This window comes from Enterococcus sp. 3C7_DIV0644, from assembly GCF_002141235.1.
GTDB lineage: Bacteria > Bacillota > Bacilli > Lactobacillales > Enterococcaceae > Enterococcus_D > Enterococcus_D entomosocium.
The window spans coordinates 1,060,831-1,073,349 of the sequence record NZ_NGLK01000001.1; the positions used below are offsets into that span (position 1 = coordinate 1,060,831).

11 protein-coding genes are annotated in these 12,519 nt (G+C 46.6%); 3 read left to right on the forward strand and 8 right to left on the reverse strand.

The features are described from left to right. Positions 1–103 precede the first annotated feature (103 nt). Both A5877_RS04930 and A5877_RS04935 read right to left on the reverse strand, forming a co-directional pair. Positions 104–757, reverse strand: a complete 654-nt coding sequence (locus A5877_RS04930; protein ID WP_086316481.1) for a GntR family transcriptional regulator — start codon at positions 755–757, stop codon at positions 104–106. A gap of 54 nt (positions 758–811) precedes the next feature. Continuing rightward, on the reverse strand, positions 812–2,005 hold the full coding sequence (locus A5877_RS04935; protein WP_086316482.1) for an NAD(P)-dependent oxidoreductase: 1,194 nt from the start codon (positions 2,003–2,005) through the stop codon (positions 812–814). 94 nt (positions 2,006–2,099) lie between these two features. Here A5877_RS04935 and A5877_RS04940 point away from each other — a divergent pair, with 94 nt between their 5' ends. Further along, positions 2,100–2,723: a DapH/DapD/GlmU-related protein gene (locus A5877_RS04940; RefSeq protein ID WP_008380829.1), complete on the forward strand. Its 624-nt coding sequence runs from the start codon at positions 2,100–2,102 to the stop codon at positions 2,721–2,723. A 194-nt stretch (positions 2,724–2,917) separates the two neighbouring features. Next, entirely contained in the window at positions 2,918–4,456 is a 1,539-nt protein-coding gene (locus A5877_RS04945) for an AMP-binding protein (RefSeq protein WP_086316483.1), read from the forward strand. Between the two features lie 73 nt (positions 4,457–4,529). Here the strand turns inward: A5877_RS04945 and menC are convergent, their stop codons facing one another. The 6 genes from menC to menB are packed head-to-tail and all read right to left on the reverse strand — an operon-like array spanning position 4,530 to position 11,870. Beyond that, a complete protein-coding gene (gene menC, locus A5877_RS04950; protein WP_086316484.1) occupies positions 4,530–5,657 on the reverse strand; it encodes an o-succinylbenzoate synthase in 1,128 nt (375 codons plus the stop codon). Positions 5,658–5,672: 15 nt separating this feature from the next. After that, positions 5,673–6,512 carry a 2-succinyl-6-hydroxy-2,4-cyclohexadiene-1-carboxylate synthase gene (gene menH, locus A5877_RS04955; protein WP_086316485.1) on the reverse strand — a complete coding sequence of 280 codons (840 nt, stop codon included), beginning with the start codon at positions 6,510–6,512 and terminating at the stop codon, positions 5,673–5,675. Then, positions 6,509–8,221: a 2-succinyl-5-enolpyruvyl-6-hydroxy-3-cyclohexene-1-carboxylic-acid synthase gene (gene menD, locus A5877_RS04960; protein ID WP_086316486.1), complete on the reverse strand. Its 1,713-nt coding sequence runs from the start codon at positions 8,219–8,221 to the stop codon at positions 6,509–6,511. The genes menH and menD overlap by 4 nt, the downstream gene beginning before the upstream one ends. After that, the gene (locus tag A5877_RS04965) at positions 8,214–9,578 is read right to left on the reverse strand and encodes an isochorismate synthase (RefSeq protein ID WP_005234289.1); all 1,365 of its coding nucleotides are present in this window, start codon (positions 9,576–9,578) and stop codon (positions 8,214–8,216) included. Before A5877_RS04965 ends, menD begins: the two co-directional genes overlap by 8 nt. Continuing rightward, complete coding sequence (menE, locus tag A5877_RS04970; protein WP_086316487.1) at positions 9,556–11,055, reverse strand: o-succinylbenzoate--CoA ligase; 1,500 nt, start codon at positions 11,053–11,055, stop codon at positions 9,556–9,558. Before menE ends, A5877_RS04965 begins: the two co-directional genes overlap by 23 nt. Further along, positions 11,055–11,870, reverse strand: coding sequence for a 1,4-dihydroxy-2-naphthoyl-CoA synthase (menB, locus tag A5877_RS04975; protein WP_005228595.1), 816 nt, complete (start codon positions 11,868–11,870; stop codon positions 11,055–11,057). The genes menE and menB overlap by 1 nt, the downstream gene beginning before the upstream one ends. Before the next feature lie 188 nt (positions 11,871–12,058). Here menB and A5877_RS04980 point away from each other — a divergent pair, with 188 nt between their 5' ends. Continuing rightward, positions 12,059–12,427, forward strand: coding sequence for a PaaI family thioesterase (locus tag A5877_RS04980; protein ID WP_005234285.1), 369 nt, complete (start codon positions 12,059–12,061; stop codon positions 12,425–12,427). Positions 12,428–12,519: the final 92 nt, after the last annotated feature.

The following is a 12,519-nucleotide window of genomic DNA, read 5'->3' on the forward strand; positions in this document are numbered from 1 at the left end:
CGAAAGTGACCATACTATCTTAACAAGATGTGGTCACTTTGTCAAAAAAAATTTCCCAATGCTTTTTCTTTTGCAAAAAAAGCATGGGAATCAGGAAAAAGAATTACGCTGAATGGTCCGTTGGATAGAAGAAATTGGTCATGCGCTGCAACGCCAGTTCATTTCCGACAAAATAAATCGTATTGCCTGCACTGAATTTCGCATAAGGTCCTGGTGACAACAACAATTCTTCGGTTGTTTGGATTGCGATGATCGTCGCCCCTGTGGCTTGCCAAATATTCAATTCATTGATACTTTTTTCCAAATGCTGCGCTTGTACCGTCAACTGAAGTTCAAAGGGCACAAACGGACTCATATGGTGTACCTTTTTGGTCTGCTGCACTAACGTGTTCAACAAGTCAGAAAAATTATCCAGCTCTTGCTGCTGCCGCTCCACACTGTCTAAAATGTCTTGTCTGATTTCTTGGATCGACTGCACATCTTGGTATTGTTCAACAAAGGCCTGTGCTTTTTCCTTTGAAGCGATATAGGCGCCGCTGCCATGACGGACATCCATGATTTCTAAATCAACTAATACATTGATCGCTTTGCGGGCTGTTTCAGGAGAGACATTGAAATTGCTGGCTAACGTTGAGCGCGCATGGATCTTTTGCCCAACTTGGTAGCGATTTTCAACGATTCGTTCCGCGATCGCCACGGCAATCTGCTGATAACGAGGCAAAGCGACCTTCTTTTTATCTTGAAACTTATTCGTCATGATGAACTTCCTTTACTTTTTTTTCATCATAACAAGAAACATTGTTGGTGGCAACTATTCACTGGTTCGCGAATTTTTGATCAAGCGGGCACGGATGATCGCTGTTTCTTGCTGTATCTGCTTTTGTAGATCTTGCAACAGTATTTCATTTGTCTCATCAAGATCAATCAAGGTATAGGCGACTCCGGCTTTTCTCTCACTCGCCAAATTATCGATATCTACGCCTGCTTCAGAAATGATCCGCAATAGCGGGGCAAAAGCACCAGGCTTGTCGTGATAAAACAGCGCCAAGCGATACGGTGCCAAAAAAGGCAACTCTGCATGAGGAAAATTGACCGATTCTTGAATCGTCCCAGCGCGCAAATAGGCATGCATGCGATCAAAAACTACGTGATCCCCCTTTTCCAAGGCATTGGTAGTACTGCCGCCGATATGCGGATAACACAACACTTTCGGTTGTCCGATCAAGCCGGCACTAGGAAAGTCGGTGATGTATTGTTTGAGCTGATTTTTGGCTAGTGCTTCTAAGACGGCTGCTTCTTCCACGATCTCCCCGCGCCCAAAATTCATCAACACTGCATTTTTTTTCATCTGCTGAATCGTTTGTCGATTCAGCAAGCCGTGGGTCTCTTGACTCAAAGGAAGCAAAACCACCACAAAATCTGATTCGGCCAACAGCACGTGCAAGTCACTAACTTGTTCGTAATCGTGGGCCGCTTTTTTCGTACGGGCATAGCCGAGGACTTCCATTCCTAACTGGTGACAGGCTTTTGCCACCCGTTCACCGATCTCTCCTAAGCCTAAAATACCGATGGTTTTTCCAGCTAATTCTTCGCCGATCACTTCTTTTCGCCGTTCTTCAGCTACCTTCAACACATCTTCTGCTTCAATTTGACCTGACGTTAGCTCTTCTTGCAAATCAGCTACCGTCTGGATGGCTTTGAATAAGGGGCGAACGCTGAGAAACAAATTGGAGAGCACCAATTCTTTGACTGCATTGGCATTGACACCTGGACTATTGAAGACTACTGTGCCATTTTGAGTACACCGTGCCAAATCGATCGTATTGGTGCCTGTTCCTGAGCGAGCGATCACAGCTAATTCTGGTGTGATCAATTCGTTAGGAACCGTTGAACTGCGTACAAACAGCGCCTCTGGGGCCGCTTGATTTTTTAACGAGTATCCTTTTTTGATTGCTCGCTTACCTATCGTTTCGGTCATCTTATCTAACTGATAAATCGTCTCCATAAAGCAGACCTCCTTTTGTCTTTAGTGCGTATTAGTCAAATAGTACAAAAAAGTGCGGTAAAATGATAGCAATACGCAAGAGAGGATGATTACTATGCACCTATCGATCACAAATTTTCCAGATGAACAGCCGATCGTTGGCAAAGACTCGCAGCTTCAAGACACAACTTTAGGAGACTATGTCGAAATTGGCGAAGCCAATCACATTGATCATTCTTCCATCGGCAATTATACCTATACGGGGCAATATTGCTTTATTCAGAACAGTCAATTAGGACGTTTTATCAGTATCGCAGCGATGGTCCGCATCGGCCCCACCAATCATCCCTATGAACGCCCTAGTCAGCATCTTTTTGCCTATAATGGCGAAGGCTATGGATTTGCGCCAAAGGACGAGTCCTTCTTAGAAAAACGCAAAGCAAAAACGACCGTCATTGGCAATGATGTCTGGATCGGCCACGGTGCCGTGATCCAATCTGGTTTGACCGTCGGTGATGGTGCCGTGATCGCCTCAAACGCAGTCGTAACCAAAGATGTGCCGCCTTATGCGATCGTCGGCGGGGTTCCAGCAAAAGTGATCAAATACCGCTTTGATCCAGAAACGATCACTGCTTTACAAGAAATCGCTTGGTGGAATTGGAGTCGTGCAGAATTAGAAGCACGCTATCTGGATTTCCGGCTCCCAATCGAAGATTTTATAGTAAAATACACCCGTTGATTATGCGCTTTTTCCGCTTAGTACGAGGAATGAATGATAACACATCACAGTCATTCATTCTTCGAAAGTCTTTGAGGGAAGGATTTTTTAGAAATATATAAAAAACACTGAAAATCTATTGTATCGAGAAATTCCTGTGCTAAAATGGAGAAATCAAATGAAATTTTTCACGAACTTTTAAAGGAGTGTTCTATTTGACCATTTTAGACTATCGTCCATTAAATCTTTACACCAATTACCGCGAAGCTGCCGAGGCATTTCCTGACACAACCATCATCCACGATGAAGTGCTGCCAGCATTTCCTGAACTTGGCTATCGTAGTACTTACCGTTCGAGCCATGAAATGATTTTAAAACGTGCTTACCAACTTGCTGCACTAGGCGTGCAAGCCGGCGATAAAATCATTCTTTATAAATCTTCAAAATTCGATACCTATTTATTAGCAACGGCTGCTTCTTACCTTGGCGCAGTGCCTGCTATGATCTCTTACCATTTCCCTGCTGAAACCATCGAAGTGTTTGTGGATCGCTTAGAAGATCCATTCATCTTATTTGATGAAGAAACCGAAGGCCGCGTCGCACAAGTGAAAAATAGCAGTACTGACAAACAGATTGCTGTTCGTCATCTGCTGCAACAACCCGCGGAACCAGTGGCCCAAACTGAGTTACCAGTGGATCAAATTTCTTATATGACCCACACTTCTGGAACAACGGGTATTCCAAAATTGATTTGTCATTCGGCAAACTCCATGGGCTGGCGGACAAAATGGCAAAAAACGATCTTCACCAAGATTGATCGCACCAAGGCAGACTCTGATTTAGTGGCGTTCCATATTTCACCGGTGCACTCCCGCTTCAATATCGGCATCTCATCCTTGATGGCGATGGGTTTTCCGATGATGCCATTAGCCAATGCCAACGGCGCTCATGTCGTAGGCATGCTAAAAGAATATCCACCAATCGCTTTGGAAACTCATCCAAACAATTTTGTCCAATGGAGCTTTGTGGCAAAAGAACAACCAGATGCTTTCGCCAATATTCGCTATTACCATTCAACCTTTGATGCCATCAACAACCAAACAATGGCCACTTTTTTAAATACTTCAGCAACAAAAGAAGCAATCTTTTTGCAAGTCTATGGTCAAAGTGAATGCGGGCCAATGATCCTAAAAGCACATACCTTAGAAAGCATCGCTACCAACGATGCCCGTGATATGGGTGTGGGTCTCGAGGACTTAACGAGAGCACGGATCGCCGATGCAGAGGGCAACGAGCTGCCAGCCAATACCGATGGGCACATCCATTTCCTTTCAAAAGGACGCGCGTTGACCTATTATAAAGAAGATCAGCGTTTTGCTGACAATGTCTATGGCGCTTGGTGGGACAGTGGAGACTACGGCATGATGGATGATCAGGGACATCTTTACTTAAAAGACCGTCAAGTGGACTTGATCAAAAATATTGAAAGCAATCTTGCCTTGGAAGACCTTTTGCTGGATCATTTAGACTTCCTTGCCGAAGTTGTGATTGTTCGCGACAAAGAAAACTCACCACAACCAATCATTGCTTTAGCGCCAAATCGTGAAATGGATTGGGATGCTTGGTGGAAAATGGTGGAAGATCTCCCTCACCTCAATCAACCAATTTTACGCGACTACGAAGATATCCCACGAACAGCAACCATGAAAGTTCAACGACTACAAATTGAAAAAGAATTCAAAAACGCAGACTAAAACAAAAGAAACGGCCAACAGATTTCCCTGCTGGCCGTTTCTTTTGCTTTCGCTGTGTTTTCTTTCGCTGCGGTTATTCTTTCGCTGACCGTTTTCTTGAGTAGATACGTTCTTTAGATTGCCCATATTGACTTAGCTTTGTTTCAGCTAATGTGATACCAAAGCCCTTTCCATCAGGTACCAGCAGCTTTCCTTCATGCAAAGTTGCAGGCTGTGTAATGACATCATCATAAAAGTAACGGTCAGAAGCGGAAAGGTCCCCGGGAAAATGGAAAATATCTTGACTCGCAAATTGCAAATTCATGGCTCGTCCTACACCAGACTCAAACATGCCGCCTAACCAAACGAGTAGTCCATGGGTTTGACATCGATCAAGGATTCGCAAAGCTTCGGTGATCCCACCGACACGAGGGATTTTCAGGTTGATCGCACGGCAGCTGTCCAGTGCTGCGACTGTATCGACGTCTTCTGCCGTTCGAATATCTTCATCCAAACATAGAGGCGTCTTCATCTGTCGCTGTAGCTGACTGTGCCCCACCAGATCTCGTACCTTAAGGGGTTGCTCGATCATCACCAGGCCTAAGTCATCAAGTGCCAAAATGCGTTCAGGCTCATTTTGATAGGCCCCGTTCGCATCCGCCATCAAAAGCAATTCTGGAAAGGCTTGTCGAATCGCTCGCAAGGGTGCCACATCTTGCCCCGGCTTGATTTTTAACTTGATTCGTTGATACCCTTGGGCGACATAAGCGGCAACAAGAGCCATTAGTTTTTCGACAGAGTATTGTATGCCGATACTAACGCCAACCGCGACACTCGGTCGGGTCGCGGTATACAGCTCTTTCACACTTTGATGCGTTTGCTTGCCATATAGATCCCAAATTGCTGTTTCCAAAGCCGATTTTGCCATGTAGTTTCCTTGGACCGTTTGAAACAATTGCCAAACTTCTTGCGGATGCTCGATCTCCTGGTCAATCAATAATGGGATCAGTGCTGTTTCAATCACTTGTCGAGCAGAAAAGAGGGTTTCTTCAATGTAATCTGGCTGCTCAAAAGCGACCAATTCACCGATGCCCACCGTTCCCTCCTCTGCCGTCACCAAATAAAGATCAAAGGCTTTTTCTGTTAATTGTCCGTAACTTGTCACAAAGGGTTGTTTGAGGGGCAAGCGACAGGCGATGCGTTCAATTTTCTCAATCTTCATTGCGTTCTCTCCTTGTCAATCAGCTGACTGTGGCCCCGATCCTTTTACAAACCATTGATCGATTTCATGACGAACCTGTGTCGGCTGTTCTAAATGGATACAATGTCCAGCATTAGCAACGACTTTGATGGTCATCTCTGGTTGCAGCTGCTTCATTTGGTGGGCGATTTTCCGAAACTTTAAATCTTTTTCCCCGGCTAAATAAAGAATTTCACAAGCTAGCTGCGGAAGTGCCGACCAACAGCTTGGCTGTTTGCCAGTACCACCGTAAACCAAGCTTACTGCCAAGCCAAATTTATTTTGCTGCACGCGTCCTTGGCGTACAGCAGCCTGCTGCACTAAGGGCAGCTCCTTTTGACTAGCAAACAACGGCAGTTCTTGCCAGTAATCGACAAAATCGACCAAAGGCTCCCTTAGTAAGCGCAATCCTAAGCGGCGATCGTGCCGCTGACGAGCGAGTCGTTCTGCTGGATCAGCCAACCCGGGGGAACCACTCTCAAGCAAAAGATGGGTCACTGCAGCTGGTTCCTTGACTGCCCAGACAAGTGCGATTCGTGCCCCCATCGAGTAGCCATAAAGACCATAGCGTTCAATCCCTAACTTCGCTAAAAGCTGTGCGAGATCCTCCACCAGTAAAGGAAGTTCATAACGCATGGGATGGACATAAATCGATGACCGTCCATGTCCAATCAAGTCGACTGCCAATACATTATAAGAACCTTCCTCTACAAAAACCGGTCGAAAACTTTCCGAAGAACCCGTGAAGCCATGCAATGCCACAAGGGTTGGTAAGGCTGGTCGGTACGGTTGCAACCACTGATAAAAATAACTGACGCCATTTATCGTGTCCCTCATTGCTGCGCTCCCGCCTCGCTAAACTGCTGTTGCAGTGCTTGCCAAGTGTTGACCGGATCTTTTTGCTCACCCTTCACTTCGATTATTTGAAAACGCGGCTGTTGGCTTGTTTCCGTTAAAATCGTTTGAAACTCTAGCAAAGAGGTCGGTGTGTGCCAATCTGCCTCATATAAGGCCGCCACTTTTTGAAACTCAAGGTCTAACGGCGTGCCAAAGAGCGGGACAAAGTCGTTTGGTTCTAAGGTGTTTTGTGACAAAAAGGAAAAGATCCCACCACCGTTATTATTCAGTAAAATGATCGTTACTGGCAATTGATACTGACGCAGTAGTTGTAGGCCGTTCATATCATGGTACAACGCTAAATCACCAATCAACAAGTAGGTAGGCTTTTGACTGGCTGAAGCAATCCCAGCTACGGTCGAGACAAGGCCGTCGATCCCATTGACGCCCCGATTTCCATACACTCGATAAGTGGAGGAAGTTTTGCTGCCGTAGCGATCAAAGAAACGGATCGCATTGCTGTTTGCCAAAAGAATTTGCGCTTCTTCAGGTAGACATTGTTGGAGCATGCGCACAGCGCTGCTCTCATCCCATTGTTTCAACTGCGGACTTGCAGCAATCACCTGATCTGCCCGCGCTTGAAGTGCTTGCCATTGTTGTTGCCACGCCGTATGTTTGACGATCGGCAACTGGGTGATGGCCACCACGAAAGTGCTGATCGCTGCTTCGATCAAATAGTTTGCCCGATGCAACTGGTCTTGCCACTGCCCCGATGGATCAACAAAGAGCCACGTCGTCGTATCCGCTGCTTTGTTCAACCATAACAGGACATTTTTAGTGACTGGTAAGCGACCAAAACGCACGACCACCTCTGGTTGGAAGGCAGAAGTCAATTGCGGGAAAATAAGATCGGCTTGACTGATAAATGTTCCTACTTTGGTACCGGCTGTCGCCAAATTGGTCAATGGATCGCCGACAATCGGCCAGCCTAATTTCTCTGAAAAAGCCAGCAACTGCTGCGCTTCTTCGATCGTAAGGCTTTCTCCAGCAATCAGAATACCTTTTTTATCAAAGTAAGGGGCTAGCTGGGTGATCATCTCAGCTGACAGCTCTTGTTGTGGTGCCAGATAGCTCACGTCTTGCTGAATACTGCATTGGCGACTAAAGTCAGGCAACAGCGGCTCCCGTAATGGAAAGTTGATTTGGACCGGGCCTTTCGGCTGTTTTTGCGCTTCGATCGTGCAAGTTGTAGCTTGCCAAAAACTATAACGCAACAAAGCAGGATCGTTTTCTGGCACCGTCATCTCTACCATCTTTTTGACGTGAGAGGCATACAAATTCTGTTGGTCCATTGCTTGTGGCGCCCCAACGCCCCGCAGTTCTGGCGGGCGATCAGCCGTTAAGACGATCAATGGCAAGTTGGTGGCCTCTGCTTCACAAATTGCTGGATAATAATTGGCTGCTGCAGTTCCAGAGGTACACAGTAAGATCGTCGGTTGGAGATCAACTTTGGACATCCCTAAAGCAAAAAAAGCAGCCGAACGTTCATCGACAGCCACCATACAGGTGATCTCAGGATCACGATGCAATAGTAGCGCCAATGGCGTTGAGCGTGAACCGGGACTAATAACCGCTCGCTTCGCACCCGCTGCTTTTAGTCCTTGGATTGCCGCTAATAAATAGTCTGTCATGACTGTCTGGTTATTCATCTCCTAAGATCCCTCTCCTCATCGGTTGAAATTTTAACCGTGTTTCTTGACGTTCGGATTCCGCATCTGAATCGGCAACGATCCCACAGCCTGCATACAGCGTTGCTTGATTGCCGCTAAAGAATCCTGAGCGGATGGCCACTGCAAACTCGCCAATATCTTCTTGAATACCCAACCAACCGATCGGTCCACCGTACATCCCTCTGCTGGCTGGTTCATGGGTACGAATCCAAGAGACGGCTGCTTCTTTCGGTTCTCCCCCCAATGCTGGGGTCGGGTGTAGTTTTTGCACGGCGCTCAGAAAGTTGACTCCTGCTTTTCTTTGCCCTGCTAAAGGAACAAACAAATGCTGAATGTCACGATTTTTGATGACGGAGCGGGCTTCTGATTGAAAACCGTCAGCTAACAAAGTAGCCAATGCCGTTTCCAAGCGATCGACAACTACTTGATGTTCATGGGTATTTTTTGCGTCCGCTAAGAGGGCTTGTGCCAGTGCCTCATCTTCTTCTTTGGTTTTGCCTCTTGGCGCGGAACCTGCGATACTTACCGTTTCAAACTGATCGACAGTCGCTTTTAGCAAGCGTTCTGGCGTCGCACCAGCAAAAACATGGCCCCCATGTTCGATGGCAAAAAGATAGGTATTCGGCTGCTGTTGCGCCAACCGTTGCAACACCCCAGCACTAATGATCGACTGCTTCGTTTCTATCTTCATTCTCCTGGCCAGAACCACTTTTTTCAACGGTGTTTCAGTCGAGCGAATGGCTGCCACTGTCTCTTCGACCGCTTGCAGCCATTGGGGCACCTCTAGTTCCTCTTGTGCCTGAAAAGCAGGCGTTTCTGCTACAAGACTCTTGTCCGGGTTGGCATTCAACCAGCTTGCGACTTTTTCCTGTAAGGCAGCGACTTTTTGTTGTCGTTGTTCCTCGGAAGAAGCGGCTACTGTATAAACGACGCCACACTGATCATCAGTTTTGCTGACCAGTATTTCTGGCAACGCAAAGAGACCGGCACCTAGCTCAGCCCAATCCTGACTGACTTCTGCCTGTTCATCAAAAGCAAAACCACCAACCAACTGCGCCTGCAAAGGTGCCTCTGGTTGATAATGGGCTTGCTTTAAGAGAGAGCGGACTTCTGAAAAGTCTGCAAGTTTGGGTTGCGAAAAAGTGGCTAACCAACCCAACCCTACCAGACTAGTCGTTTCATCAGGGGTACGCCAGAAATAGCGTTCCCCTTGATATTCTTGTGCCGCTGCATAAAGAGCCAGTAAGTCACACCTTTTTAAAGGCTGATACTCACTCAAATAGGTTTTCCCGGCAGCGATCGCTGCTTCATAATTACTTGATGATTTGCTGTTCAATGTAGTTCACTCTTTCTTCACTCAGCAATAGCCGTTTTAAAAGTTTGCCGCTTGCTGTGCGCGGCATTTCTCGCACGTGATAAAAACGGCGCGGAAATTTATAATGGGCGATCTGCCCTTCTAATGTATCCAACAACGCTTGGAGTCGGACGGACTCATTTAACGTTAAATAAGCCGCGACAGATTGTCCCCACTCCTCGTCTGGTTCCCCCACCACAGCTGCCTCTTTGACCGCTGGATGCTGCAACAAGGCTTGCTCCACTTCTGCGGGATAGATGTTTTCTCCACCAGATATGATCAGTTCGCTTGCACGACTGACTACATACAAAAAGCCCTCTTGATCAAGATACCCTAGATCTCCTGTGGCAAACCAGCCCTCTTGATCCCACTGCTGTGGACTGCGATCGTTTAAGTAACGGGTCGTGATCGCCGGTCCTTGCAGTTGGATCTCTCCGATCGACTGGGTACTTTCAGCAGTCTGATGATCTGCCATTTTCGCATCAACCGCAATTCGTAAATGGACACCTTGCAGGGGAACCCCTGAGGAGCCGATTTTTTCTGAAGCTTTTTCTGGCGGCAATGCCACCACTTGTGAACAGGTTTCTGTCATCCCATAGGATTGGATCACAGAAAGCTGTTTTTGCTGGCATTTTTCCAATACACTTTTGGCAATCGGACCGCCGCCTAGCAGTACATAACGCAACGAATCAAAGCCTTGTTGGGGCACCAACGGCAGCAAATCTGTCAACATTTTCGCCACCAAAGAAACGATCGTCCCTTTTCCTGCCTCAAGATCTTTCGCCATTTCTCCAGCATCAAAGCGCTCATACAAACGAACACTCATTCCAAGTCGCAAGGAACGCAAGAGAATTGATAATCCACTGATATGATACAGCGGAACTGCACAAAGCCAACAATCCTCACTAGTGATCGTTAAATTCTTTTGAGTTGCTTCGGCACTTGCTAGATGATTCCTAAAGGTTTGCGGCACACCCTTGGGATTGCCCGTCGTACCGGATGTATACATAATCGAAGCTACTTGTTCTGCTTGATAGATTGCTTTATTAGGAACAAACGAAGGATCAAAAGAACTGGCAAGAGCCTTCGCCTGTTCCATCGCTTGTCCAAAGGTCAGGCTGCGAACACCCGGGACCGCTGCCTGATCCGCCGTGATCACCCAGTCGCAGTGGGCATCTTGCAATTGGAAGGTGATTTCAGCGGCTGTCAATCGCGTATTCAACAGCTGGACTTCGATCCCCAACTCCCACAATGCAAGGATCGTAAAGACCATTTCAGGGGAGTTATTGCTAAAAAGGGCTACCCGGTTTGGCAGAACAACGAATTGGGCTTGATAATAAGCAGCATAAGCATAAACCTCTTTTTGCAAGGCAGCAAACGACCAGCTTTTTTCATGCCAATAAAAAGCTGGTCGTTCTGGATGAAGTTGTGCTTGCCTTTGCAGCCAACTCCCAGTCATTATGGGAATTTAGGGAATTGGTCGAAGTCTGGTTGACGTTTTTCTTTAAACGCGTCACGACCTTCTTTGGCTTCATCCATCGTGTAATACAATAAGGTCGCATCGCCGGCCAATTGCTGAATGCCAGCTAATCCGTCCGTATCGGCATTCATTGATGCTTTGATCATACGTAACGCCAACGGGCTCTTTTGCAGCATCGTTTCGGCCCATTCCATCGTTTCATCTTCTACTCGATCAAGAGGAACGACTGTATTGATCCAGTTCATCGCCAATGCTTCTTCGGCAGTATATTGTTTTGTCATGAACCAAACTTCCTTGGCTTTTTTATGTCCGATCGTCCGTGCAAGATAGCCCGAACCATAGCCACCATCAAAACTACCGACATTTGGTCCTGTTTGACCAAATTTAGCATTGTCAGCGGCAATCGTTAAATCACAAACTAATTGTAAAACATTCCCGCCGCCGATCGACCAGCCTTTGACCATGGCGATCACCGGTTTTGGCAACGTGCGGATCAAGCGTTGCAGATCCAATACGTTTAAGCGAGGAACCTGATCTTCCCCAACATAGCCACCGTGACCACGGACTTTTTGGTCTCCGCCTGAACAAAAGGCTTTGTCGCCGGCGCCTGTCAAAATAATCACGCCGATGCCTGGTTCATCGCGACTGATTGAAAACGCATCAATCATTTCAAACACCGTTTTTGGTGTAAACGCATTGTGGACTTCTGGGCGGTTGATCGTGATTTTCGCCACTTTTCCATGTTGTTCAAATAAAATTTCATCGTACTCTTTTAAGGTTTTCCATTCTCTCATTACTTGTTCCTCCTCAATTCACATAGCTCTATTATACACATATCTAGTCGCTTTTCGTTAGAAATTGCTTTGTTTAAGGGAATTTCTTAAGACTTCTCCACCTGTTGCTGTCTTTCTTAGAACTTCGGCTATTTCTACCAAAACTCGTGCTATAATCATGGTAACTTTCTTAGAAAAAGGAGCAAAAAATGAACTTACTAGAAGCTTTAGAAATCGAAGTAGAAGCAGCAACAGCCGATTTTGTTCGTTTACGGATGCCAATCAAAGAACAGCACAAACAGCCTTTTGGTCTCGTTCACGGTGGCATTAACGGCGTTTTGATCGAGACTGCCTGCAGCATCGGCGCCAATCAAGCTTTGGCTCAAGAAGAAGCCTTCGCCGCCGGCGTTGACCTACAAGTCAACCATCTAGCCGCCGCTCAAGAAGGAACCCTGATCGTAGAAGCTAGTCCTGATCGTATCGGCGCTCGTATCCAAACTTGGCAAGCCACTATTTGGTTAGCTAGCGGGTTAAAAACAGCCGTTGGTCGCTGTACCTTGACGACAGTGCGCAAATAATTCTTTTCGCTCCTGTGTTGTAAACACGGGAGCATTTTTGGCCTGCTTTGAAGAAAGATGCCATCAGTTAACCCCTTATCAAAGATATTCTT